This is a genomic window from Arthrobacter sp. fls2-241-R2A-200, from assembly GCF_030209745.1.
In the GTDB taxonomy this organism is placed as follows: domain Bacteria; phylum Actinomycetota; class Actinomycetes; order Actinomycetales; family Micrococcaceae; genus Arthrobacter.
In genome coordinates this window covers 171,952-198,282 of record NZ_JARVRJ010000005.1, presented here as the reverse complement: position 1 = coordinate 198,282, position 26,331 = coordinate 171,952, and the positions used below count along the sequence as shown (strand labels likewise).

Annotated in this window: 17 protein-coding genes and 1 pseudogene; 13 read left to right on the top strand and 5 right to left on the bottom strand. The window is 63.6% G+C overall.

All coding sequences use genetic code 11. The annotated features are described in order from the left end of the window. The first annotated feature begins 85 nt into the window (after positions 1-85). Positions 86-1,834, top strand: coding sequence for a pyruvate dehydrogenase (locus tag QRN42_RS06430; RefSeq protein WP_284978524.1), 1,749 nt, complete (start codon positions 86-88; stop codon positions 1,832-1,834). Here QRN42_RS06430 and uvrA read toward each other — a convergent pair. Next, positions 1,831-4,407, bottom strand: coding sequence for an excinuclease ABC subunit UvrA (uvrA, locus tag QRN42_RS06425; protein ID WP_502869479.1), 2,577 nt, complete (start codon positions 4,405-4,407; stop codon positions 1,831-1,833). The two genes, QRN42_RS06430 and uvrA, sit on opposite strands and share 4 nt — an antisense overlap. Before the next feature lie 218 nt (positions 4,408-4,625). Here uvrA and QRN42_RS06420 point away from each other — a divergent pair, with 218 nt between their 5' ends. The 3 genes from QRN42_RS06420 (at position 4,626) to QRN42_RS06410 (ending at position 8,432) form a co-directional block, all read left to right on the top strand. Beyond that, positions 4,626-5,672, top strand: coding sequence for an iron ABC transporter substrate-binding protein (locus QRN42_RS06420; protein ID WP_284978430.1), 1,047 nt, complete (start codon positions 4,626-4,628; stop codon positions 5,670-5,672). Positions 5,673-5,772: 100 nt separating this feature from the next. Continuing rightward, positions 5,773-7,272 carry an ABC transporter permease gene (locus QRN42_RS06415; RefSeq protein ID WP_284978523.1) on the top strand — a complete coding sequence of 500 codons (1,500 nt, stop codon included), beginning with the start codon at positions 5,773-5,775 and terminating at the stop codon, positions 7,270-7,272. Further along, positions 7,269-8,432, top strand: a complete 1,164-nt coding sequence (locus QRN42_RS06410) for an ABC transporter ATP-binding protein (protein WP_284978429.1) — start codon at positions 7,269-7,271, stop codon at positions 8,430-8,432. Before QRN42_RS06415 ends, QRN42_RS06410 begins: the two co-directional genes overlap by 4 nt. A 54-nt stretch (positions 8,433-8,486) precedes the next feature. Here QRN42_RS06410 and arfB read toward each other — a convergent pair whose 3' ends face one another. Next, positions 8,487-8,906 carry an alternative ribosome rescue aminoacyl-tRNA hydrolase ArfB gene (gene arfB / locus QRN42_RS06405; RefSeq protein WP_284978428.1) on the bottom strand — a complete coding sequence of 140 codons (420 nt, stop codon included), beginning with the start codon at positions 8,904-8,906 and terminating at the stop codon, positions 8,487-8,489. Positions 8,907-9,063: 157 nt separating this feature from the next. On the opposite strand from arfB, the gene QRN42_RS06400 reads away from it, so the two are divergent. The 6 genes and pseudogenes from QRN42_RS06400 (at position 9,064) to QRN42_RS17995 (ending at position 16,265) form a co-directional block, all read left to right on the top strand. Then, complete coding sequence (locus tag QRN42_RS06400) at positions 9,064-10,542, top strand: aminotransferase class I/II-fold pyridoxal phosphate-dependent enzyme (protein ID WP_284978427.1); 1,479 nt, start codon at positions 9,064-9,066, stop codon at positions 10,540-10,542. Positions 10,543-10,560: 18 nt separating this feature from the next. After that, complete coding sequence (locus QRN42_RS06395; RefSeq protein ID WP_284978426.1) at positions 10,561-12,357, top strand: N-acetylglutaminylglutamine amidotransferase; 1,797 nt, start codon at positions 10,561-10,563, stop codon at positions 12,355-12,357. Positions 12,358-12,363: 6 nt separating this feature from the next. After that, positions 12,364-13,764 (top strand): M20/M25/M40 family metallo-hydrolase, encoded by a 1,401-nt coding sequence (locus QRN42_RS06390; protein ID WP_284978425.1) that lies wholly within the window; start codon positions 12,364-12,366, stop codon positions 13,762-13,764. Positions 13,765-13,892: 128 nt separating this feature from the next. Then, positions 13,893-15,122: a glutamate--cysteine ligase gene (locus QRN42_RS06385; RefSeq protein WP_284978424.1), complete on the top strand. Its 1,230-nt coding sequence runs from the start codon at positions 13,893-13,895 to the stop codon at positions 15,120-15,122. A gap of 9 nt (positions 15,123-15,131) precedes the next feature. Next, positions 15,132-15,950, top strand: a pseudogene (locus tag QRN42_RS06380) (M20/M25/M40 family metallo-hydrolase); the annotation flags it as partial. Then, positions 15,939-16,265, top strand: coding sequence for a TraR/DksA family transcriptional regulator (locus QRN42_RS17995; RefSeq protein ID WP_350224865.1), 327 nt, complete (start codon positions 15,939-15,941; stop codon positions 16,263-16,265). The pseudogene QRN42_RS06380 and the gene QRN42_RS17995, both read left to right, overlap by 12 nt. 10 nt (positions 16,266-16,275) lie before the next feature. On the opposite strand, the gene QRN42_RS06375 is transcribed toward QRN42_RS17995, so the two are convergent. Further along, a complete protein-coding gene (locus QRN42_RS06375; protein ID WP_284978422.1) occupies positions 16,276-18,186 on the bottom strand; it encodes an FAD-binding monooxygenase in 1,911 nt (636 codons plus the stop codon). A gap of 164 nt (positions 18,187-18,350) precedes the next feature. On the opposite strand from QRN42_RS06375, the gene QRN42_RS06370 reads away from it, so the two are divergent. From QRN42_RS06370 to hrpB, 3 genes are all read left to right on the top strand, one after another. Then, a complete protein-coding gene (locus tag QRN42_RS06370) occupies positions 18,351-19,298 on the top strand; it encodes a 5'-3' exonuclease (protein ID WP_284978421.1) in 948 nt (315 codons plus the stop codon). 144 nt (positions 19,299-19,442) lie between these two features. Then, the gene (locus tag QRN42_RS06365) at positions 19,443-20,486 is read left to right on the top strand and encodes an NAD(P)-dependent alcohol dehydrogenase (protein WP_284978420.1); all 1,044 of its coding nucleotides are present in this window, start codon (positions 19,443-19,445) and stop codon (positions 20,484-20,486) included. Positions 20,487-20,588: 102 nt separating this feature from the next. Continuing rightward, a complete protein-coding gene (gene hrpB, locus QRN42_RS06360; protein WP_284978522.1) occupies positions 20,589-23,150 on the top strand; it encodes an ATP-dependent helicase HrpB in 2,562 nt (853 codons plus the stop codon). Between the two features lie 18 nt (positions 23,151-23,168). Here hrpB and QRN42_RS06355 read toward each other — a convergent pair whose 3' ends face one another. Together QRN42_RS06355 and QRN42_RS06350 are read right to left on the bottom strand one after the other, a co-directional pair. Next, positions 23,169-24,812: an amidohydrolase gene (locus QRN42_RS06355; protein WP_284978419.1), complete on the bottom strand. Its 1,644-nt coding sequence runs from the start codon at positions 24,810-24,812 to the stop codon at positions 23,169-23,171. Beyond that, entirely contained in the window at positions 24,802-26,259 is a 1,458-nt protein-coding gene (locus tag QRN42_RS06350; protein WP_284978418.1) for an APC family permease, read from the bottom strand. The genes QRN42_RS06355 and QRN42_RS06350 overlap by 11 nt, the downstream gene beginning before the upstream one ends. Positions 26,260-26,331: the final 72 nt, after the last annotated feature.

Here is a 26,331-nt window from a genome sequence, read left to right as displayed (position 1 = left end):
GATCCCCGGTCACAGCCAGACCATAAGGAGGCCGACTATATTGGCCATGTCAGCCCACCACCACAATCGCGGGAGCCTGCACATCATGGCCAAGGAACTTGCCACCCAACTCATTGAACAACTTCAGGCTGCCGGTGTGCAGCGGATCTACGGGATCGTGGGGGACAGCCTCAACCCGATCGTGAACGCAGTGCGGCAGACCGGCGGCTCAACCAAGGGCGGGATCGACTGGATCCATGTCCGGCACGAGGAAGCGGCGGCCTTCGCAGCGGCCGCGGAAGCGCAGCTGACCGGCAAGCTGGCTGTCTGTGCCGGTTCGTGCGGGCCCGGCAACCTGCACTTGATCAACGGACTGTATGACGCCAACCGCACCGGCGCCCCGGTGCTCGCCATCGCCTCGCACATTCCAAGCAAGCAGATCGGCAGCGGCTTCTTCCAGGAAACCCACCCCGACCGCCTGTTCAATGAGTGTTCCGTGTACTCGGAGATGATCAGCACCACGGATCAAGCACCACGAGTCATGCACAGCGCCATTCAAAACGCGATCGGCCTGGGGGGAGTCGCCGTCGTGACCCTTCCCGGTGACATTGCCGGACTGGAGGCAACCGCGCCCACCCCGCTGCCCGCGACCTTCCGGCCTGCCAGCTTGGTGCCGGACGCGGCTAGCGTCCAGGAGTTGGCGGATGCCATTAACGACGCCGGCAAGGTCGCCATTTTCGCCGGGGCCGGCGTCGAGGGCGCCCATGACGAGCTCATTGCCCTTGCCGAGCTGGCCAAGGCACCCATAGGTCATTCCCTGCGCGGAAAGGACTTTGTCCAGTACGACAATCCGTTCGACATCGGCATGACGGGTTTGCTCGGCTACGGCGCGGCCGCGGAGGGCATCGACGATGCCGACCTGCTCATTCTCCTGGGGACCGACTTTCCCTACGACCAGTTCCTGCCGGATACGCGCACTGCGCAGGTTGATCGGGCGCCGCAGCGACTCGGACGGCGGACCGACGTCGACATTGCAGTCCACGGCGATGTCCTGCCGACCCTGCGCGCGTTACTGCCGCTGGTGACGCCGAAAAAGAGCAGCCGATTCCTGGACCAGATGCTCAAAAAGCACGATCGCCTCATGAACAAAGCTGTAGGCGCCTACACACGGAAGGTGGAAAAGAAGCAGCCCATCCATCCCGAGTACGCGGCGTCGCTGCTGGACCAGGTGGCCTCCGAGGATGCCATCTTCACGGCTGACACCGGCATGTGCAACGTCTGGACTGCCCGTTACATCAACCCGCTGGGCACGCGCCGCCTGATTGGTTCGTTCCTGCACGGCTCCATGGCCAACGCACTGCCCCATGCGATCGGCGCGCAGGTGGCCTATCCGGACCGGCAGGTGGTCTCTGTCTCCGGCGACGGCGGCCTTTCGATGCTGCTTGGCGAGCTGGTGACTGTTGCGGCTCACAAACTCCCCGTCAACGTCGTGGTGTTCAACAACTCCACTTTGGGCATGGTTAAGCTCGAGATGCTGGTGGACGGACTTCCGGACTTCGGCGTGGACGTTCCGGATGCAAACTACGCCGCTGTTGCCAAAGCACTGGGCTTCCACGCCGTGCGGGTCACCGATCCAGCCAAGATCGAGGCAGCTTACCGCGAGGCGTTCGCCTACCCCGGCCCGTCATTGGTGGAGCTCATTACTGATCCGAATGCGTTGTCCATTCCGCCCAAAATCTCGGGTTCCCAAGTGATCGGGTTCGCCACGGCCATGTCCAAGGTGGTGCTGAACCGCGGCGCCGGTGAAGCGGTCAGCATGGCGCGCAGCAACTTGCGGAACATTCCCCGGCGCTAGCGTTTGCGTTCCTCCACGGCCAACGCGGCAGCGAGATACGGTGCCGTGCGGCTGGTGGTGGAACGGGCGACGACGGCTGGCGGCCCGGCGGCGACAATCGTGCCACCGGCGTCGCCTCCGCCTGGCCCGAGGTCGATGACCCAGTCGGCCGACGATACGACGTCCATTTCGTGCTCCACCACCACTACGGTGTTACCTGCATCCACGAGCTTGTGCAGTTGGGACATCAGGAGCTGGACATCAGCGGGGTGCAGGCCCGTGGTCGGCTCGTCCAAGAGGTAGAGTGTGTGGCCCCGTTGGAGGCGCTGCAACTCGGTGGCGAGCTTGATGCGCTGCGCTTCACCGCCTGAGAGTTCAGTCGCCGGCTGCCCGAGCCGGAGGTAGCCGAGCCCCACGTCCCGGAGTGTCTGCAGGCTGCGGGACACTGCGGGCAGGTCAGTAAGGAAGTCCGAGGCCACGTCCACCGTCATGCCCAGAACGTCGGCGATGGTGCGGCCCCTGTAGGTGACTTCCAGGGTTTCGGGATTGAACCGGGACCCGTGGCATTCGGGGCAAGGGCCATAGCTCCCGGGCAGGAACAGCAGTTCCACCGCAACGAAGCCTTCACCAAGGCAGGTCTCGCAGCGCCCTCCGGCCACGTTGAAGGAGAACCGGCCGGCACCAAAGCCGCGGGAACGTGCCCCGTCTGTGGCCGCGAACTCTTTCCGGACCCCGTCGAAAAGCCCGGTGTAGGTGGCCAGGTTTGATCGCGGCGTGCGGCCGATGGGCTTTTGGTCCACCGTGACCAACCTGTCCAGCCCGCGCAGGCCGGACGCCAGGCTCCCGGCCGTGGGTTTCAATCCATCCTGGCCCGCCGCATCCTGTCCCGATTCATCTTGCCCGGCCGGGTGTAGCGCGGCGCCCACCACCTCGGCCAGCACCTGGCTTACCAAGGTCGACTTTCCTGAGCCGGAAACCCCCGTAACGGCGCTGAGCACGCCCAACGGGAACTCAGCCTCGAGGCCGCGGAGGTTGTGCCGGGTGATCCCACGGAGCTTCAACCACTCTTGCGCTTCCCGCGGAGCAGCCGACCCGTCCGCCCTTGCAGCGGTGACAGGGCCGCCGTCGTGGAAGAGGAACGGCCGCGTGATCGACTCCGGTACGTCGTTGAGGCCCTGAACGGGGCCGCTGTAAAGGACGTGGCCGCCCGCCTCTCCGGCGCGGGGCCCGACGTCGACAATCCAGTCCGCTGCCCGGACAAAGTCCATGTTGTGCTCCACAACGAACACGGAGTTGCCTGAGGCCTTAAGTTGCGCCAGAACGTCCAAGAGTGGCTCGGCGTCGGCGGGGTGAAGGCCTGCGGAGGGTTCGTCGAGGACATAAATCACGCCGAAAAGCCCTGAGCGCAGTTGGGTGGCGATCCGCAGGCGCTGCATTTCGCCGGGGGAGAGGGTGGGGGTCGGCCGTCCGAGCGCAAGGTAGCCGAGCCCAAGGTCCATCAAAACCGTGAGCCGGCCCAGCAGGTCGCGGGTGATCGCGACGGCTACCTCATTGTCCTCCCCGGACGTCTGGGTCCGCGAAGCTGTGTTGGTGACCGTGAGTTCAGTGGTGGGGCGGATGGCGTCGGCCAGCTCGGTCATGGGCAGTGCATTGAGCTCTGCGATGGTCTTGCCCGCGAAGGTCACCGCGAGTGCGTCAGGCCGGAGGCCACTGCCACCGCATCGGGGGCAGGGGCCGGACTCCATGAAACGCATCACCCTTTCACGCATGCCCGGGCTCTTCGAATCGGCCAAAGTATGGAGCACATAGCTTCTGGCGCTCCAGAAGCGGCCTTTGTAGGGTTTGGCAACCCGGTCCCGCTGGGGCGTCACCTCCACCACGGGCTGTTCTTCGGTGAAGAGGATCCAGTCCCGGTCCTTCTTGGGGAGTTTCCGCCACGGGGTGTCGACGTCGTATCCAAGGTGGGTGAGGATGTCGCGGAGGTTCTTGCCTTGCCAGGCTCCCGGCCAGGCGGCAATGGCACCGTCCCGGATGCTGAGGCTCGGGTCCGGGACGAGGGAGTTTTCGCTGACTGTGTGGGCTGTGCCCAGGCCGTGGCATTCGGGACAGGCGCCTGCGGCAGTGTTGGGCGAAAACGCATCGGAGTCCAACTGGCTTACGCCTGGCGGGTAGCTGCCCGCACGGGAGTAAAGCATCCGGAGAGAGTTGGAGAGCGTTGTTAGAGTCCCGACGCTGGAGCGGGACGTCGCTGTGCTGCGGCGCTGTTGAAGCGCGACGGCGGGAGGCAGGCCGGTGATCTGCTCCACCTTGGGGTTGTGGCCCTGTTGGATGAGTCGTCGGGCGTAGGGCGCCACTGATTCCAGGTAGCGGCGCTGAGCCTCCGCGAAGATGGTGCCAAAGGCCAACGACGACTTTCCCGACCCGGAAACGCCTGTGAACGCGACGATGGCATTCCGGGGCACGGCCACGTCAACATTGCGCAGGTTGTTTTCGCGGGCACCCCGGACTCTGACGTAGCCGTCTTCTGCAGGGTTGGCATGTCCCGCGGGGTCGAACGGCGTGGGGTGGAGCGGAGCGGGCTGTCCGGAAACCATCAGTTCACTGTCCATTTGAACGACTCTATCGGCAGTCCGGGCAAGGGACGCTCCCACTGATGCTTCGTTCCACGGCGTCAGGCCGCACGCAAGTCAAACACGTTCGTGAGAGCCGTCACATGACGGGCTTCCGAGTTGGCTTCTTAGGGTTGGCTAACCTACGCTTCGATGGAAGGGTTTTCCCTTGCCCTGGACGTGCTCGCAGAAAGTAGCCCCGAATGAAGATCCGCAAAAACGCGTTGGCAGGCATCGCCGTCGTCGCCACCACCGCGCTTGGCCTCGCTGCCTGTGGCTCGGCCTCCACGCCCGCTGCCTCAGGCTCGGCAGGGTCCGTCTCCGGTGCGATTACCGTGTACAACGCCCAGCACGACACGCTGGCCAAAGAATGGGTTGACGAGTTCACCAAAGAGACCGGCGTCAAAGTCACTGTCCGCCAAGGCTCTGACACCGAGATGTCCAACCAGATTGTCCAGGAAGGCGCAGCTTCCCCGGCCGATGTCTTCCTGACGGAAAACTCTCCTGCAATGGCGCAGGTGGAAAATGCGGGCCTCTTCGCAGACGTCGACAAGAGCACCTTGGACCAGGTTCCTGCTGAGTTCCGGCCGTCCACCGGCAAATGGACCGGCATCGCAGCCCGATCCACGGTTTTGGTGTACGACAAGAACAAGATCAGTGCCGACAAGTTGCCAAAGTCCATGCTGGACCTCGCCAACCCGGAGTGGAAGGGTCGCTGGGCCGCATCCCCGTCGGGAGCTGACTTCCAGGCAATCGTCGCCGCTTTGCTCCAGCTGAAGGGCCAGGACGCCACACAGGCCTGGCTCAAGGGAATGAAGGACAACGCCAAAATCTACAAGGGCAACAGCACGGCCATGAAGGCCGTAAATGCGGGCGAGGTGGACTCCGCCCTGATCTACCACTATTACTACTACGGCGACCAGGCCCAGACCGGAGAGAACTCCAACAAGGTCACGCCATACTTCTTCAAGAACCAGGATCCGGGAGCCTTCCTGTCCCTGTCCGGTGGTGGGGTGCTGAAGTCCGCCAAGAACGCCACCGCAGCCCAGGCTTTCCTGAAATTCATCACCGGTAAGAAGGGCCAGGACATCCTCAGGACGGGAACATCCTTCGAGTATGCGATCGCTTCGCAGGTGGATTCCAACGCCAAACTGGTTCCGATCAAGGACCTTCAGGCACCCGTCGTTGACCCTGCGAAACTGGATTCCACCAAGGTCACGGACCTTATGACCAAGGCAGGACTGCTGTAGTTCAGTGACCACCAAGCACGTCGTTGCCGGCCGTACGGGCCCGGCAAGCACCACGGCAGGCAAGGGCACCCGCCCTCGCCTGCCGCTCGGTGTTTCCACCATCTCCCTGTTGGCAGTCCTGATTGCCCTCTTCTCCCTCCTTCCCCTTGGCTACGTGGTTTACATGACCGTCGCCACGGGTTGGGACACCGCCGTCGGACTCATTGTCCGGCCGCGGGTGGGCGAACTCTTGGCCAATACGGTGCTCCTAACCGTTGTGACCGTGCCGCTTTGCCTGGTGCTTGGTGTGGGCGGCGCGTGGTTGGTGGAGCGGACACATTTGAAGGGTCATCGATGGTGGGCGGTGGCGCTGGCCGCTCCACTGGCAATACCCGCGTTCGTTAACAGCTATGCATGGGTCTCCGCCGTTCCTTCCCTGGAAGGGCTGTGGTCCGGCGTGCTCATCGCCACGCTGTCGTACTTCCCGCTGGTCTACATTCCCGCCGCGGCCACACTTGGCCGCCTCGACCCGGCCATCGAACAGTCAGCGGCGTCCTTGGGCTTGGGTCCCTGGGCGGTCTTCTTCAAGGTGGTCCTCCCACAGCTGCGCATCGCCATGTCCGGTGGAGCCCTGCTGGTGGGCCTGCACCTCCTGGCGGAGTACGGCGCGTTCGCCATGATCCGCTTTGATACCTTCACGACGGCGATCATGGTTCAGTTCCAGTCCACGTTCAACGGTGCCGCCGGCAACATGTTGGCCAGCGTCCTTGTACTGCTTTGTTTGCTATTGCTCCTTGGCGAGGTGAAGAGCCGCGGTAATGCCCGGTACGCGCGTATCGGCTCCGGCGCCCAAGCAAAGGCGTTGCGCTTGTCCTTGAGGGGCTACCAGATCCCGGCGCAGCTTGGACTGCTGGCCCTGACGGCTCTGGCGTTCGGCCTCCCGGTCTTCTTCGTTGTGCGCTGGGTCATCATGGGAGGACCCGATGTGTGGGCGGCAGAGGAATTCCTTCCGGCCTTGCTACAGACCCTGCTGTATGGCGCATTCGGCGCTGCCGTCACCACCGTGGTGGCATTCCCCATGGCCTATTTGGCTGTGCGGCACCCGAGCTGGTTCAGCAAGATGCTCGAGTTGTCCAACTATGTGACCAGCTCACTGCCGGGCATCGTCGTCGGGCTGGCATTTGTCACCGTCAGTATCCGGGTGGTTCCCGGTTTGTACCAGACCGCAGGTGTTTTGATCGCCGCTTACGTGCTGCTGTTCTTGCCGCGGGCCCTGGTGAATATCCGTTCCGGACTGGCCCAGGCGCCCAAGGAGCTTGATGAGGCCGCGCAATCCCTTGGCAGGCCCCCGCTCGTCTCGTTTTTCCGGGTCACGTTACGACTCACGGCACCGGCGGCAGCAGGGGGCGCGGCACTGGTGTTCCTCGCCATCGTCAACGAACTGACCGCCACCTTGCTCCTTTCGCCAAACGGTACGCGCACGCTTGCCACCCAGTTCTGGAGCAAAAGCAGCGAGATCGACTACACAGGTGCTGCCCCTTACGCCCTGCTGATGATCCTCCTTTCAGCCCCCATGACCTACCTGCTCTTCCAACAGTCCAAGAAAGTGGCCGGACAGTGACCGAACAAACCCCCTCCCGGCTTCCGACCCCCCGTGTTTCGCCGTCGGTGGCCCCCACTACCAACGCTCACTTGGACATCTCCGAGGTCACCAAGGACTTCGGGTCCCAAGCCGTGTTGAAGGGTGTTAACCTGTCCGTGGCCAGGGGAGGAACCACAGCAATAGTGGGTCCTTCCGGCTCTGGGAAGACCACCTTGTTGAGGCTCATAGCCGGTTTTGAACACCCCGGGACGGGTTCCATCAGCCTCGGCGGCTCGCCTGTTGCGGGAGACGGTATCTGGGTTCCTGCCCATAAGAGGCACGTGGGGTACGTCGCCCAGGACGGAGCACTTTTCCCGCATCTCACTGTGGGGCAGAACGTGGCTTTCGGCTTGAGCCCGGCCAAGCTCGACGGCGGACGGCGGGCTGTCGCTGCCCGCGTCGAGGAGTTGCTCGAGATGGTGTCCTTGGACGGTGCCATGGCCAAGCGGCGCCCTCATCAACTATCCGGCGGGCAACAGCAACGCGTGGCACTGGCGCGGGCGCTGGCCCGCGAACCTGAACTGATGCTCCTGGACGAGCCGTTTTCCGCCCTCGATGCCGGCCTACGGGTGGCTACGCGCAGGGCTGTGGCCAAGGTGTTGAACGCGGCAGGCGTGACCACCATCTTGGTGACCCATGACCAGGCGGAAGCCTTGTCGTTTGCCGATCAGGTTGCGATCATGCGAGGCGGTAAGCTCGCCCAGATCGGCAACCCTTTCGTGGTCTACACGCGCCCGGCAGACCGGGCCACCGCCGAATTCCTCGGCGATGCCGTGATTTTGGAAGCCTGGATGGAAGGCTCACTGGCCACGTGCTCGTTGGGCGGCATTCCCGTTCGCAGGCCCCCGGCCCAAGGGAAAGTCCAGCTCATGCTCCGCCCGGAACAGATCCGCATCGCACCCGATGGACCCATCAGGGGCGTGGTAGTGGATACAGACTATTTCGGCCCCGAAACAACGGTCCGGATCAAACTTGGCGAGAACGCCGCAGCCACAGCGGAACCTGGCTCCAGCCACCGGTACCCAGGCGGCGGGGAGATCATCACTATCCGGCATTGGAATGCTTCCATCACCCGTCCCGGCACCGAACTGTGCCTTCGCGTGGTGGGCGAGGGCGTTGCCTTCCCGCACGGAGACTAGTTTCCGCCCAATCCGGCGATTTTCCGCGGCGGCGAGTCTTTTATCGTGACCACGTCACTCGGCGGCAGGGCGTCGTCGTTGCTGTTTCGTGGCGGAGCGTTGCTCCTTGGCTGCACGGTGTCGGCGCGCCGAGCCGCGAGTGGGTTTGGAGGCGCGCCGCACTGACTCAGGTGCAAGTCCTGCAGCAATGAGTTGGGCCAGCTTATCCAGGGCGCTCTCACGATTGCGTAACTGCGATCGTTGCTCTGATGATGTAACGGCAATCGTGCCGCCGATAAGCCGTGAGCGGAGGCGCTGGAGCAGGACTTGCCGTTGGTAGTCCGTCAACGCTGCCGAATCCGCGACGTTCCAGAGGAGCTCCACGCGGCTGTCCGACGTGTTGACGTGCTGCCCTCCAGGGCCGGAGGATCGCGAAAAGCGCCACATGAGCTCCGACGCCGGAATTGTCAGCGTCGGGGAAATCTCCAGGTCCATCTGACCAGCGTTGCACAGTCTGGCCAGGACTGCGGTGCTGCGCGTACGTCGTTGCCGTCCGTGCAGCCAGCGTTTGGCGGACGCAGCATTTCCTGCAGCTGAGCCTTGCCCCCACATAATAAGCATGCTTACTATGTGGGGGGCGGCAGGAGGATGCATGGACCAGGACAGAACGCCGGTGCTTGACGCGCTGGCGGAGCACCAGAAGTTGGGTCGGTACGGATATACGCCGCCGGCCCATCGGCAAGGACGCGGCGTGGACCCCCGGGTCTTGGAAGTGCTGGGCGAGCAAAGCTTCCGCTCAGACGTAGTAGCGAGTTCCGGGCTTGATGACCGTTCCAATTCAAACGGCCATTTATCGGACGCAGAAGCGCTCATGGCGGACGCCGTGGGAGCGCGGCAGGCCTTCTTTTCCACGTGTGGAAGTTCGTTAGCCGTCAAGGCGGCCATCCTCGCCGTGACGCGCGGTGACGGCGAGCTGTTGATTGGCCGGGACGCGCACAAGTCGGTCACTTCGGGCCTGGTCTTGTCCGGCCTCCAGCCGCGGTGGCTCAAGCCCCAGTGGTACAACGACCTGAAACTGGCCCATCCGCCGTCGCCCCGGACGGTTGAGGAGATGTGGAACCGCTATCCGGATGCGTCCGCGGCGCTGATCGTGAGTCCAACACCGTACGGGACGTGCGCGGACCTTGAGGCCATCGTCCGGATCTGCCATGACCGTGGCAAACCCTTGATCGTGGATGAGGCGTGGGGTGCCCACCTCCCCTTCAACGAGGACACCCCCACGTGGGCCATGTCAGCGGGAGCGGACATCTGCGTTGTCAGCGTCCACAAGATGGGTTTGGGCTTCGAGCAGGGTTCAGTCTTCCATCTTCAGGGTGACCTGGTGGATCCCGTTCGGCTGCAACAGTGCGCGGACGTTCTCACAACCACCAGCGCCAACGTGATGCTGTCCGCGGCCATCGACGGCTGGAGGCGCCAGATGGTCCAGTCCGGGAGGGCCATGATCCAGGACGCGCTCACCCTGGCCAAACGCCTGCGGCGTGACATCGAAGCCCTGCCTGGCCTGCACGTGCTCGAAGATGAATTGGTGCGGAAAGAGGCATCCCATGACCTTGACATCCTGCACATCATGATCGACGTATCCGAGTTGGGGATCTCCGGCTTCCAGGCCACCGAATGGTTGCGGGAGAACTGCCTACTGGACGTGGCTACCACCGATCACCGACGCATCGAGGCAGTGATCTCAGTGTCCGACGACGCCGAGACGGCAGGCTGGTTGATGGAGGGGCTGGGAAAGCTCATCGAGGCCGCGCCTTCACTTCCGCGACGTCCCAAGGTCCTGATCCCAGACGAAAGCGAACTATACCTGGAAACAGTTATGTTGCCCCGGGACGCCTTTTTCGGACCCGTGGAAGTGGTGCCCGCGGATGAAGCCCCCGGACGGATAGCGGCCGAAATGGCAACTCCGTACCCGCCGGGAATTCCCCTTTTGCTACCAGGTGAACTGATCAATAAAGCCGCAATCGATTACCTCAGGAGCGGAGTCAAGGCGGGCATGGTCCTGCCCGACCCCGCTGATCCATCCTTGGAGACCGTACGGGTGGTCCGCAAGGAAGAGAAGAAACCCGAATAACCGGCAAGGTGAAGCGCAATGTGTGGAATAGCAGGTGAAATTGCGTTCAGGGGGAAAAGCGCAGACAGCTCAGCGGTGACTGCCATGGTTGCCGCAATGGTGGACCGAGGGCCGGATGGTTCGGGAACCTGGGACGGAGGGTGGGCGGCGTTAGGTCACCGTCGCCTGAGCATCATCGATCTTTCAGATGCCGGGGCTCAACCGATGCTGGACGAAGAACATGACCTCGCCCTAACGTTCAACGGCTGTATTTACAACTACAAAGAGCTCCGTACGCAGCTGGAAGCGGAGTACACGTTCCACTCCACCAGCGATACGGAGGCCATCCTCAGGGCGTACCAAAAATGGGGCGAAGACTTCGTCCATCACCTCGTCGGGATGTTTGCCATCGCAGTCGTGGACGGCAGGCAAGGCAAGGTAGTGCTGGTGCGTGACCGCCTGGGCATCAAGCCGCTATATGTTTCAAGCACCCCGGACTCAAGCACTTCAGACCGTGTCCGGTTTGCCTCGAGCCTCCCCGCATTGATTCAGGGTGGTGGCATCGATACGGGTATTGATGAGGTGGCGCTGCATCACTACCTCAGCTGGCATTCGATCATCCCGGCTCCGAGGACGATTCTTCGAGGAGTGAAAAAACTGCCGGCGGCAACCATTCGCGTCATCAGGCGGGACGGAAGCTCAACGGACCGCCGGTACTGGCAGCCCGAGTATTCCCGGCAGGACCGGTTCGCGAAGTGGACGGACGCCGACTGGCAGGACGCCATTCACGACTCCCTGCGCGTGGCCGTGAAACGCAGGACGGTGGCCGACGTTCCCGTTGGCGTCCTCCTTTCGGGCGGGTTGGACTCCAGCCTGTTGGTGGCGCTATTGGCCGAGGAAGGTCAACACGGCTTGTCCACCTTCAGCATCGGTTTCGACGACGTCGGCGGGGCCGAAGGGGACGAGTTTCAGTACTCGGATGTGGTTGCACGGACGTTTGGGACCCGCCACGAGCAACTCCACATCAGCACCGCGGACTTCGCTCCGGCAGTGGATGCAGCCGTAGCCGCGATGTCCGAACCCATGGCGAGCCATGATGTGACGGCTTTCCATCTGCTTTCAAGGGCAGTCGCTGACCACGTGAAAGTAGTGCAATGCGGCCAAGGAGCGGATGAAGTCTTTGCCGGATACGCCTATCATCAGCCCGCTGCCGACGTTGGCCGGGACCACGCCTTGGCGTCCTTTAGATCGGCCTTCGTGGACCGTAGCCACGCCCAGATCGTGGATTGCCTGGAACCGGAGTGGTACTGCGAGCGGGATGTCAGCGAGGACGTGTTGGCCTCCAACATGGCCGAACCCGGAGCGGACACGGCCCTGGATGCAATCCTGCGCCTGGACACCCACCTCCTGATGGTGGATGACCCGGTCAAGCGACTGGACAACATGTCCATGGCATGGGGGCTGGAAGCCCGGGTTCCTTTCTTGGACCAAGACCTGGTGCAACTGGCAGCGGCCTGCCCGCCCCATCTCAAGGCGGCCCAAGGTGGGAAGGCCATCCTGAAGGACCTGGGCCGGAAGCTACTTCCTAACGAAGTGGTGGACCGACCCAAGGGATACTTCCCCGTCCCCGCGCTCCAGCACCTTGAAGAACCGTTCCTTTCCATGGTGGAGGACGCCCTCCATGCACCCGAGGCCAAGCAGCGGAGACTATTCCGGCCCGACTACATCCAGGGCCTTCTGGCAGAGCCAAATCGGCGTCGGACCCGCGGAAACAGCAACGTGCTGTGGCAATTGGCAGTTCTGGAGATGTGGTTGCAGCGACACGGGGTAGGTTAACCGGCGGTGGAAGAGGCAACGGCGGGCCGGATTCGCCGGTACGTAGACTCTGGCCTTCCTGCGGTTCTGACTGAGTTGTCCGCCTTGGCCCGCATCCCGGCCATGGCCTGGGCCGCGTTCGATCCTGCGGAGCTGGACCGGGCGGCGGAAGCGGTTGCCGGGCTCTTCCGGGGAACGGGTTTCGACGACGTGCGGATCCTACGCGCGGACCGCCCTGACGGCTCGCACGGAGCGCCCGCGGTCATGGCGCGGAGGCAACCAGCTCCGGGGCAGACGACCGTCCTCCTCTATGCCCACTACGACGTCCAGCCCCCGGGCCGCCTGGCAGACTGGTTAAGCCCACCCTTCGACAGCGTCGCCCGGGACGGCAGGTTGTTCGGCCGCGGGGTTGCCGACAACAAAGGCGGCATCATGCTGCACGTGGCGGCTGTTCGCGCAGTTCTGCACGAGCTTGGTCCTGATTCGGGACTCGGCCTCATCGTGCTCATTGATGGTGAAGAGGAAGCCGGCTCGCCCAGCTTGCCGGAGCTCCTGGACCACGAGCTATCGCTGCCACACGACCAACCGCTGAAGCCTGACGTGATGATCATCGCCGACTCCGGCCAATGGAAGGTTGGAACTCCGGCCCTCACAACCAGCCTCCGGGGTCTTATCCTCGGCACCATTGAGGTCCGGGTTCTTGATCACGCACTGCACGCCGGCACCTACGGCGGACCGTTGGTTGATGCCATTACGGTTCTGTCGCGGCTGATTGCCACCCTGCACGACGACGACGGCAATGTCGCCATTGCCGGGCTGCCTGGCATGGAAGAGCCGGGCCCTGCTCTTTCCGAGGCCGAGTTCCGGAGGGACTCGGGGGTCCGGCCGAGTGTCCGCCTCACGGGGTCGGGCAGCCTGACATCACGGTTATGGACCAAGCCTGCCCTGGCCATCATCGGTATCGACGCTCCATCGGTGGCGGTGTCTTCGGACACCTTGCAGCCGACGGCGGCTGCCAAGTTCAGCCTGAGCCTCGCTCCGGCGACCGACACAGCGGAGGCAATGGACGCCGTCGTGCGCCATCTCCAGCGCTACGCGCCATTCGGCGCGGAGGTTCGGGTTACCCCGGGTGGCCGCACGGAGGGTTACGCGGGGGACGGTGCCTCCCTGGCAGCGCGGTCGATGGCCGGCGCGATGTATGAGGCGTGGGGCGTTGATGCGGTCCGGATGGGCGTGGGTGGGTCGATACCCGCGGTGAGCATGCTCAAGGAGCGTTTTCCGGATGCTGAGGTACTGGTCACCGGCGTCGAGGATCCGGATTCCCGGGCACACGGCGCCAATGAGTCCATCCACATAGGCGACTTTGCCAAGGCAATCGTGGCCGAGAGCCTCTTCCTCGCGGGGCTTGCTCTTCCGGTGGCGGACTAATGCAGGTATCTTGAATAATAAGTACCCTGATTACTTTTGAAGGTACCCATTGGTGACTCGTGCAGGAGGGTCTTTTTGTTCGTATGGCAAGCGCCGCGTCGCGCTTGCCGCCACCGCTAGGGGTAGCTATGAAAACTTCTCCCATCTCATCCCGAGACCCGCAGCCCGCCCGGGGTGGCCTCAGAACCTTCGGCATTGAGGAGGAGTTCCTCCTCGTCGAGCCCCTCACTGGAAAACCGGTACCCAAGGCCGAGCAGGCCCTGATGATGACGCGGACCCGGCGAACCGCACGGCAAGGCAGCGCGGGTCCCACGCTTACATTGGAAGTCAAGCAAGAGCAGATCGAGGCTGTCAGCCCTGTATGCTCCACGTTGGACGAATTGGTGGACGTTATCCGGCGAGGGCGCCACCTTGCTGACACCGCTGCCCGTAGAGTTGGAGCGCGCGCAGTGGCCTTGGCCACCAGCCCCGTTGCGGGCACGCCGACCCTGGTTGAGCGTCCCCGATATGTCGATATGGCGTCCCGGTTCGGGATCACGCTCCGTGAACAATTGACGTGCGGCTTCCATGTCCACGTTGGCGTCACTTCGGGGGAGGAAGGCGTAGCTGTCCTGGATCGGATCCGGGTGTGGTTACCGTTGCTCTTGGCGCTCAGCGCCAACTCTCCGTACTGGCAAGGTTCTGACAGCGGGTATTCAAGCTACCGCTACCAAGCATGGAGTCGATGGCCGACGGCGGGACCTTGCGAAAGGTTCGGATCCGAGCCCGAGTACCGGCGTTACGTCGACTCGCTTTTGGCATCAGGGGTGCTTGTTGATGAAGGCATGGTGTACTTCGATGCCCGGCTCTCGCGGAACCACCCCACGGTGGAGATACGCATCGCCGACGTCTGCATGGAGGCTACGCACGCGGCGGCCATCGCTGCGCTGGTGCGGGCCTTGGTGGAAACAGCATCCAGCCAGTGGAGGGCTGGTGTGCGCCCGGCCCGGATATCCTGCGAACAACTCCGGCTGGCAAGCTGGAAGGCCAGTGAGTCCGGCATGGAAGGAGATCTGTTGCACCCACTGCTCAACACTCCCTGCCCGGCGTCCGAGGCATTAGAGGTTCTCCTGGCCCACGTCCGGCCGATGCTTGTCCGCAGCGGAGACGAGGCCGCTGTCCTCGCGGCGATGGCGGACATCATGACGGTGGGCACCGGGTCGCAACGTCAGCGGGACGCACTCCCAAGCAGCGGTGACATGGGCGCTGTGGTCCGGGACGCCGTCGTCCGAACCCACGGGACGGGAACCCGGGAGCGGGCCCACGGCCGCGATCGGCGCCTTCATCTCGCCGAATCGGAACTGGCAGAAGCGAACTAGGGGCAGGCCATGAACCACGACGACGCCGTCCGGAACTACTTGGACCACACCACACCGCAGTACCTTGACAAGCTCGCCGAATGGATCCGGATCCCGTCGGTGGCGGGCGTCCCCGAGCGCCAGAGGCACCTCACCCGGTCCGCGAACTGGCTCGCGGGTGAGCTTCGCGACGCAGGCTTTCCATCGACCGAGATCTGGGAGGGTGTCCAAGGCCCTGCCGTCTTTGCCGAATGGAAGGCAGCCCCAGGCGCGCCGACGATCCTGATCTACAGCCATCACGACGTTCGCGCCGTCAAAGACGAAAACTGGGACCAAACGGCTCCCTTTGAGCCGGTGCTCCGGGACGGGCGCCTGTATGGCCGAGGCAGTTCTGATGCAAAGGGCCAAGTGCTGGCGCACATCTGGGGCCTCGCGGCGCACCTTGCCGCCACGGGTCGGACGACGCCGGCCGTGAACCTTAAGTGGCTTGTTGAGGGCGAGGAAGAGGCTGGATCGCCGGGGTTGTCAGCCATCCTCGACGAACACCGGGCAGAGCTTGGTGCCGATGCCGTGATCTTCAGCGACACCTTGCTCTGGAAGGCCGAACACCCTGCCCTCTGCACCACCGTTCGCGGCATGGTCCCTGTGCACTTGGAAGTCCTCGGTCCACTCACCGATATCCATAGTGGTGCAGTGTCCGGACCGGCTCCCAATCCAGCGCTTGAGATCAGCAGGATGCTAACGGAGCTGCACGACGAGAAAGGCCGCATAGCGTTTCCCGCCTTCTATGACTCGGTGGAGGAAATCTCGCCGACCCGCCGCGAGGAACTCGCGGCGCTGCCGTTTGATCCCGCTGACTGGCTGGAACGTAGCCATACCCGCAGCATCCGGGACATAACCTCGGTCAACGCAGCCCGTCAAGACTCCAACGTGGACGACGAACACGATCCTGAAGGGAGCACCATCGCTTTCGAGCTGTCCCAAGCGACCGCACTCCTGAAACAAAGCCGGGCCAGCCTGGCGCAGATCGAGGCGGCGTTGGGCCGGATCTCCCAAGGGACCTACGGAGTGTGCAGCGTATGCGGCGCTGCTATTCCCGAGGGTCGCCTGGAAGCCCGGCCGTGGACACCTTTTTGTGTGGCGCACGCCTCCGGGCGCCCGTGACACTGTACGCCTACGGAGCCATTCGCGCCGGTTCCTTCTGTCCGGAATGCACGGCGGCGAAAAACTCGCCCAATTCTGCGGTTGCGTTCAGCGGCAGGATGTTCGCGACGTACTGGTCCGGCCGCACTACCACCACTACGCCGTCACGGCTCAGGCCGCGCTGGTCGAAAATGTCGTTGGTGGGGTCGGTGCCGAAAACCTTTTCCAAGTAGGTGAGCTTGAACGGTCCGACGGTGGGCTTGAAGGCGGCAGGGACGGCGTTGATGTCAACAGCCGTGTGGTCCTGCTGGTAAATCACCTTCACATCGAACCACGCATCGCTGTCCAGGTCCGACGGCGTTCCAACCACCGGCGAGTCCGGCGAGTTCGCGATCCACTCGGCGAAGTCTGCAACCGGTCCGGGGGCTCCGGCAGGGGCCGCGTCAGCGAACACGTAGATGCGCCAGCGCCCATCGGCCTTGGCATGGTGGCCGAGCTGCAGGGGGTTGGTGTCGCAGACACGCAGCACAGGTGCTGACTTGAATCGCTTGCCCAACGGGAATCCTGCCGCGAGTTCCTGGTACTTGGGCTCGGCAATAAGCATCGAGGGGGCATACTGCGTCATGAACCCGGCGGGGAACTCTGCGGTGCGGGTGTAGAAGTTCTCCAACTCCGTGGGATCTTCGAACTCTTCAGGTTTTTTCGCCATGAGGCTTGACCACTGCTTGTCGAAGTCGATGAGGTTCTTGGCAACCACCTGCCGCTCTGCCGAGTAGGTGTCCAGCAAGCTCTCGGGGCTGCGGCCCTCCAGCACGTGCCCGAGCTTCCAGCCGATGTTGAACCCGTCCTGCATGGAGACGTTCATGCCTTGGCCGGCCTTCGCGCTGTGAGTGTGGCAGGCGTCGCCGGTGATGAACACCCGTGGTGTACGGTGCCCGCGTTCCTCCGGCAGTACGTCGTCGAACCTGTCCGTGAGGCGGTGGCCGACCTCATACACGCTGTGCCACGCAACGTTGCGGACCTCCAAGGTGTACGGGTGGATGATGTCGTTGGCTTTTTCGATAATGTGCTCGATGGTGGTCTTGCGTACCGCACCGTTGTCGTTGGGATTGACCTCGCCCAAGTCCACGTACATGCGGAACAGGTGACCGCCTTCGCGGGGAATCAGGAGGATGCTTCCGCCAGCACCGGACTGGATGGCGCACTTCAATCGGATGTCGGGGAAATCGGTGGTTGCCAGGACGTCCATGACTCCCCACGCGTGGTTTGCTTGGTCTCCGGCCAGCGTGCAGCCGATGGCGCTGCGAACCTTGCTGCGCGCTCCATCGGCACCCACCACATACTTGGCCTTGATGATGCGCTCGGTCCCCTCATTGGGACCCGACGTGTGTCCCAAGGTCACCGTGACGGGGTAGTCACCCTTGCCGGTTGCCTCAAGGCTGTGGAATTCGTATCCATAGTCCGGGGTCATCCGTGTGGGGGAGTTGGCCATGACCTCAGCGAAGTAATCCAGAACCCGCGCCTGGTTAACAATCAGGTGCGGAAACTCGCTGATGCCGGCCGGGTCATCCACTGCCCGGGCAGCACGGACGATCCGTGAATGGTCGGCAGGGTCCGGCTTCCAAAAGGCCATCTCCGTGATCCGGTAGGCCTCGGCAATGATGCGCTCCGCGAAGCCGAACGCTTGGAATGTCTCCATGCTCCGGGCTTGGATGCCATCTGCCTGTCCGATGGCCAACCGCCCAGGGCGGCGCTCGATGATGCGGGTGGTGACGTCCGGAAATTGGGACAACTGCGCCGCGGTCAACATGCCCGCCGGACCAGTGCCAACTATCAGGACGTCCACTTGGTCGGGTAGCTCAGCGGGGCGATTGATTCCGACGCCGGCCGCCGGCTCAACGCGCGGGTCACCTGAAACGTAACCGTGATGGTGGAACTGCACGGGCTTTCCTCACTTCTTTGTGTGTCGAGCGGCCTTAGGCTGTTCGATAATTGAACTCAGTGTTCGATTATTGCTCGTTCAATGGTAACCTCGGTCACAAAGATGGGCAAATTCTTTTGCCGGTGTCCAGTTCCTGCGCGCTGTATCCGCCAGCGGTAACTTCCATGTCAGGATCAGGTATGGCCCGCCTGATGCTCTTGGACACCGCCTCCCTGTACTTCCGCGCCTTCTACGGCGTCCCCGACACCATTCGCCGCTCCGACGGGACGCCGGTCAACGCCGTACGCGGACTCCTGGACATGATTGCCCGCCTCACCACCGACTACGGCGCCACCCATCTGGTGGCGTGCTGGGACAACGACTGGCGGCCCCAATGGCGCGTGGACCTGATCCCGAGCTACAAATCCCATCGCGTGGCCGAGGTCGTTGACCATGGCCCGGACCGTGAAGTGGTACCGGATCCCCTTGAGGCGCAGATTCCTCTGATCCGAAAAGTCCTTCAGCTGGCAGGTATTGCCGTGGTGGGAGTGGACGGGCACGAAGCCGACGACGTCGCAGGAACCTATGCCACCCACGCCACCATGCCCACAGACGTTGTCACCGGTGACCGGGATCTCTTCCAGCTGGTGGACGACGAACGCAACGTCAGGATCATCTACACTGCACGCGGCATGAAGAACCTTGAAGTGGTCACGGACGTGGTGGTGGTGGGCAAATACCGCGTTTTGCCGCAGCAATACGCTGACTTCGCAACGCTGCGCGGGGATGCGTCCGATGGCCTGCCCGGAGTCGCCGGGATCGGTGAGAAAACGGCGGCGTCCTTGCTTGGACGCTACGGATCCCTGGATGGCTTGCTCGAAGCTGCCCAGGACCCTGACGGTGGGGTGTCAGCACCTGTTCGCGCGAAATTGGCGGCCGGGTCCGAGTACCTCAAGGTGGCGCCCGTCGTCGTGAATGTGGTGCGGGACCTGCCGGTTCCCTCTCTTGAAGAGGTCCGCGCCGAGCTCGTTCCCGTCACGGGGGAAGCTCGGAGTGAGCTTGAGAGGCTAGCGTCGGAATGGAATTTGGGCGGGTCCGTGAAGCGATTGCTCGAGGCTTTTGACGCCCGGTGATGAGATGTAGGTGATGAATGTACCGGGCAGGAGCCAACGCATCGAAGGGGGCCCTAACAGTACGTGTCCTGCCAGTACCTGCCTACACTCAGGGAATGAGTGTTAGATGGAAACGTCCACTTACGCCAGATACGTAGGAGAAACATGTCTACCGCTTCCGCTTACGCTTCACCCTCGGCCACGGGCGACCTGACGCTGACCACCATCGAGCGCCGGGACGTAGGATCCCACGATGTCCACATCGACATCAAGTTTGCCGGTATTTGCCACTCGGACATCCACACCGTTCGCGGTGACTGGGGTCCCCAGCAGTACCCGCTGGTGCCTGGACACGAGATAGCGGGCATCGTGACCGAGATTGGCTCGGAGGTCACCAAGCACAAAGTCGGCGATCGCGTCGGCGTCGGCTGCATGGTCAACTCGTGCAAGGAGTGCAAGAACTGCCTTGCCGGCGAGGAGCAATACTGCTTGAACGGCAACGTGGGCACCTACGGTGCGGTTGACCGGGACGGCACCATTACCCAAGGCGGATATTCCACCGATGTCGTGGTGAATGAGGACTTCGTCGTCTCCATCCCGGATGCGCTGGAGCTCGACGTCGCAGCGCCCCTGCTCTGCGCGGGCATCACCACCTTCTCCCCGCTGCATCACTGGGGTGCGGGTCCGGGCAAGAAGGTCGCCATCGTGGGCCTTGGCGGCCTGGGCCATATGGGCGTCAAGATCGCCCACGCCATGGGTGCCGAGGTGACTGTCCTTTCGCAGTCACTCAAGAAGATGGAAGACGGCCTCAAGCTGGGCGCCGACCACTACTACGCCACCAGCGATCCAGCTACGTTCGAGGAGCTTGCAGGCACCTTCGATCTCATCGTCAACACCGTCAGTGCCTCCATTGACATCAGCGCCTACCTTCAGTTGCTGACCCTCAACGGCACCCTTGTCAATGTCGGGGCGCCGGCTGAACCGCTGCCCGTCCAAGCCTTTGCCCTCATCGGCGGGCGTCGCCGGTTTGCAGGATCCATGATTGGGGGGATCCCCGAAACGCAGGAGATGTTGAACTTCTGTGCCGAGCATGGCCTCGGGGCCGAAATCGAGGTCATCCCCGCCAGCAAGATCAATGAAGCCTATGAGCGTGTCCTGGCATCCGACGTCAGGTACCGCTTCGTGATCGACACTGCGACGATCGGCTGATCGTCTCATCACACCAGATCAACATTCGCGACGCCCCTTCCACGTGGTGGAAGGGGCGTCGCTGTTTGAGAGGATGGACCGGTGACATTCCAACTGGCCGAGATGAGCGCGGGATTGGCTTTCGCGGAGTCCCTGGACCGGCTCGCTGCCGCACTGGCGGAACAGGGCGACGGCGGTGCGGCGGTGGTCCAGGCTCCGCCCGGCACCGGGAAGACAACGCTGGTGCCCCCGCTGCTGACAAACCTCATGTGGGCCGGCAAGAGCGGCCGGCCCCGTGTCGTCGTTACCCAACCCCGGCGCGTTGCGGTTCGCTCGGCGGCCCGGCGATTAGCCTCGCTGGACGGTACTCGCCTGGGCGATCGGGTGGGTTACACGGTCCGCGCTGAGAGCAAAACCAGCACCAACACCCTGGTGGAGTTCGTGACGCCCGGCATCCTGATCCAGCGCCTGCTCACGGATCCGGGCCTGGAGGGCATCCATGCGGTGGTGCTGGACGAGGTCCATGAGCGCAGCCTGGACTCTGATCTCCTCGTCGGCATGCTCGGCGAAGTCCGGGCATTGCGGGAAGACCTCATCCTCGTGGCCATGTCGGCAACCCTGGAAGCCCAGCGGTTTGCGGCGCTGTTGGGGCAGGCTCCTGTTGTTGACTGCCGTTCGGCCCTGCACTCCTTGGAGGTCCGGTGGGCGCCCGCGAGGGAACACCGGCTAAACGAGCGCGGGGTTTCCGCTGCCTTCCTCCACCACGTTGCCGATACTGCCGCCAGCGCTCATGCAGAGGTTCTCGCGATGCAGCCCGACGTCGACGCTTTGGTCTTCCTTCCTGGCGCTCGAGAGGTGTCCGACGTCGCGTCCCGGCTGCGCGGCCGCCTGGCCGGGACCGTTGAGGTTCTGGAGTTACACGGCCAGATCGGCCCTGAAGCACAGGACCGTGCCGTGTCCGGGAGGGAGCCCGGGGGCCCGCCACGGATCATCGTCTCCACCGCTTTGGCGGAGTCATCCCTCACGGTTCCCGGGGTGCGGTTGGTTATCGACTCCGGGCTGTCCAGGGAGCCACGCCGGGACCGTGGGCGCGGCATGTCGGGCCTTGTGACTGTGTCCTGCTCCCGGGCTTCGGCCGAGCAACGCGCCGGCCGTGCTGCGCGACAAGGACCAGGTACGGTCATTCGTTGCTACGATCCCCAGGCGTTCGCAGCTGCACCGGCGCATACAACACCGGAAATCACGGTTGCCGACCTGACGGGTGCCGCCCTGGTGCTGGCATGTTGGGGTGCCCCGGAGGGGCGTGGCCTGGACCTCCCCGACCCGGCGCCCCACCCGGCCATGGAGGAAGCCATGACAGTGCTGCGCGAGCTGGGCGCGGTGACGGGGGAGGGAGGAGCCACTTCCCTTGGCAAAGTCTTGGCTCGCGTTCCCGCCGACCCCCGTCTCGCGCGCGCATTGCTGGGCGGGTCCGCGATCGTCGGCCATCGGGCAGCCGCAGAAGCCGTGGCCCTGGTGGCAGGTGACATGCGGGCACCTTCGGCGGACTTAACGCAATTACTTGCCGCGCTGCATTCCGGTTCCGAACCGGCCTCGCGGCGATTTCGGGAGGATGTCCAGCGGCTGGAATCAATTGCCCGCAGGGAGGCGGCCGTCGTCGCGGGTTCCCTGCCCGACGTGAGCGTCAGTACGCAGCAGGCGCTGGGATTCGTCGTCGCCCTGGCCTTTCCGGACCGGGTGGCCCAGCGCGTCCCGGGGAAGGACTCCGGGACGTACCTCATGTCATCGGGCACGCGTGCCGGATTGCCGATGGGAAGTCCGTTGTCCGGCCACGAATGGCTCGCCGTTGCTGAGGTGTCGCGCGCCCACGGCCGGGCAGCTGCCGGCACGGGTGCGGTGATCAGGGCGGCCGCTCCGTTGTCTCCGGCGTTGGCTGAGGCTGCGGCGTCCGCTTTGATGACCGAGAATACGCGGGCGACGTTCGCGGACGGTCGCGTGACGGCAAGGGCGGAGCGCAGCCTGGGCGCTATCGTACTATCGTCCACTCCGGTCCGCCCCAGCGCGGAAGCCGGACGGAAGGCGGTCGCGGACGCCTTGCTGGGGGCGGGTTTATCCCTGATCGGCTGGTCAAGCGCAGCTGACTCCTTGCGTCGGCGCCTTGCACTCCTGCACCGTGTGCTCGGGACGCCGTGGCCCGATGTCACTGACGCGGCACTTCTTGCCTGCTTGGACCTGTGGCTGGCGCCCGAGATGGAGGCCATGGCCACGGGGAGCCCTGTCCGCGCCGTGGATCTTCACGAGCCGCTCGGGAGATTGCTTCCGTGGCCTGAAGCGGCACGTCTTGGGGAGTTGGCGCCCGAGCGGCTTGAGGTGCCGAGCGGCTCCCTGGTGCGGGTCCAGTATCCGGACGTGGACGACGACGGACGCCCGGTCCTGGCGGTCAAGCTGCAGGAATGCTTCGGCTGGGACCGCACGCCACGCTTGGTGGACGGCCGGGTTCCTGTGCTGTTCCATTTATTATCCCCGGCCGGACGGCCCCTGGCTGTCACGGACGATCTCGAATCCTTCTGGTCAGGGCCGTACGCGCAGGTCCGGGCCGAGATGCGTGGGCGTTACCCCAAGCATCCCTGGCCCGAGGATCCGTGGTCGGTTCCACCTACTGCCCGGACCAAGAAACGGATGTAGCGGTGGGCATGGCTGCAGCTACTGCAGCCGCTCAAGCATGAACTGGACCTCCCCGTCCACGAAGGTGCCTAGAACTCCGCTGGCGGCAAGCTCATCCGGGTCCGTGGTCAGGGGATCGAGTTCGAACGCGGTCAAGTCGGCCCGTTTGCCCACCGTGATGGAGCCGGACACCTCCCATAAACCCGCGGCCTTGGCTGCATGTGAGGTGTAGCCTTCCAGCGCTTGGAGTGCCGTGAGTGCTTGGTGCGGAGCGATCGGTTCCTGTTCAGGATGCCCAGACCTTCTCCGGAGCCGGGCGTCGGCCATAATTGGAAGCGGCGCGAACGGTGCAACAGGCCAGTCCGAGCCCATGGCGACGGTAACCCCCGCCTCCCTGAGATCCCGGCAACGCCAGGCCCGGTTGGCGCGTTCGGGCCCCAGCCGCGTGGACCAGTTGTCGCTGTGGTCAGCCAGCGAGTAGTGCGTGCAGTGTGTTGGCTGCATGCTTGCAACAATGCCTTGCTCTTTGAACCGGGCGATGAATTCGTCGGGAATAGTCTCGATGTGTTCAATCCTGTGCACGGATCGGCGCTGACCAGCTGGTAGGGCCTCCGCCGGTAGCGTCTCCAATGCCGCCAGAACGTGGGCAACGCCCGCGTCGCCAATGGCGTGGGTCGCCGTCGGAATGCCGCGTGTTGCAAAGTAGTGCACTGCAGCGCGGTAATCCTCCGGGCGTGGCCAGAATGGCGCCGTTGATTGTCCGTAGAGGTCCGGCTCGTAGAGCCAGGCGGTTCCGTTGTCCACGGTTCCGTCAACGAACAACTTGATGGCTTCAACGGACCAACGTCGTCCACCCGTGCCTGTTGCACGGGCCAAATCCTCCCATTCGGCTTCGCCCGTGCCTGGCATGCACCATGGTGCACTCCGAATCCGGAGGGGCAACTCGGCTTCAGCTTCCAAGGCCCGGAACAGTGCTGCGGATTCCTCGCTGTGGTCCATGACGTGGACACTGGTCAAGCCCGAGCGTGCCAAGTCCTGCAACAGCGCCCCAAGCCGTGCCTTCCGCCGGGCAAAGGATTCCTGCGGCATATGCCGCTTGACAAGCTCCATTGCGGCGGCTTCCAGGAGGAAACCTGTAGGAACCCCGTCTGCGTCGCACACCACTTCCGCCGCCTGCCCGAACTCATGGCGGCCCCGGATTCCGGCGATCTCCAAGGCCTTGCTGTTGGTCAAGGCCGAATGGGCATCGAACAAGCGGATCAGTGCCGGCCGATCACCGGTGATGTCATCGAGGGTGTCCCGGTGCAAAGGGACTGTGCCGAATGCGTTCGGGTTCAGGCCCCACGCACGTATCCAGCCGCCGTCGCCCGCTGGTTCCTGGCGCAGCAGCGCCCGCACCTCCTCCAGCGTGGTGGCACCGGACAGGTCCGCACCCATGGTGAGGTCAAGGCCGAAGACCGGATGGATGTGGCAATCCACCAGCCCGGGCGTGAGGGTCGCATCCCCAAGGTTAATAACGCGGGAGCGTGGACCGGCCCACTGGTTGGCTTCATGGCGGCTCCCCACCGCAGCGATAACGCCGTTGGTTATCGCGACAGCCTGCACCGGAGCCTGCGGATCTCCGGCGTTGTCGTCGTCCAGCGTGTGAACGGTGCCGGCAAGAATGATGAGGTCAGGATTCATGGGTTTCAAAGCTTCCAATTCGTGCGTATATGGCTGGTCGGGTGGTACGCAGTTTGCGGGCAATGAGCAACCCGGCAAGGAACACGACAGGTGCAACCAGCAAGAGGATGATGTTGGTGACGTCATCGGCGAAAGTCAGGAGTTCGATGTTGACGGCGATCAAGACCGCCACACCGAAGAGCAGGACCGCCGAGGCCACGCTGAGCGGAATCAGGAGGCGGTTGGTGACAGCCGCGGGATTGCGCCGCAGGTACAGGAAGGCTGCTACCGACACCAGGCCCTGCAGGCCAACGATGCCGAAGATGCCCGGCGTATTGACCCAGATGAGCAGCTGCTTGTACGGATCCGCGCCAACTACTGCGCAGATGAGGATGACGACGGCGGCCAGGATGGTCTGGATCTGCCCGGCACGGTGCGGGGATTTGTACTTGGGGTGGGTCTTTGCCAAGAAGGCGGGCAGCACACCGTCTTTGGCCAACATGTACACGTACCGGTTGATGGCGTTGTGGAAGGCCAACTGCGAAGCGTAAACGCTGGTGACGATCAGGACATACATCACCACCTCTGCCCAAGGACCCACATAGTGGTTGATGGTGGCGAAGAACATTCCGTCGGAGAGCTCTCCAGCTGCGGCGACCACATCGCCGTCACCGTAAGCCTGAACCACGGTCCATACGATGAAGGCGTAGAAGACCGACATGAAACCGACGGCGATGTAGGTGGCGCGCGGAACGGACCGGTCCGGATTCCTTGCTTCGCGACGGTAGAGGACGGTGGATTCAAATCCCATGAACGCGGCGAAACAGATGGCCAGGATGGCCAGGACGCCGGGAGTGAAGGCGTGCTCAGGGGAGAACGAGGCAAAACTGATGCCGGAAGCGCCGCCTTTGGCGAGAATGCCCACACCCATGACTGCCAGGATCGCTGTCTCGGCGACCAGCAAGACGCCCAAGACTTTGGCGCCGACGTCAATGCCACGGTAGCCAAGGAACCACACTGCGGCGATGGCAACCAAGGCCACCACCGGCCACGGCACGTCCAAGCCAAACAAAGTATGGAGCATGGCCTGCGTCTGGACTGCGAACAGTCCGTAGACGCCGATCTGGAGGCAGTTATAGGAGACGATGGCAACGATGGCAGAGGCCAAGCCCACCGTCTTCCCCATCGCCAACGCGATGTAGGTATAGAAGCCACCGGCCGCTTTGACGTGCTTGGTGATGGCCATGAAGGAAATAGCGAAAATCAAAAGCACCACACCGGCTATGACGTAGCCCATAGGGGCGCCAATGCCCCCGATGCCGATGGCGACAGGGGCAACGCCCGCCATCACCGTCAGCGGTGCAGCTGCGGAAATCACCAGGAAGGCAATGCCACCTGTTCCAATGGCATTCCGTTTCAGCCCAGTGGCCGCTTCGGCCGTGGGCGGCCGGGTTTCGAGATCTGACATGGTGGTCCTCGGGGTCAGGAAGGGGGAGGGAAGCCAAGCGTAAGCGAAAGGCTTTCGTTTATCGTAAGGCTT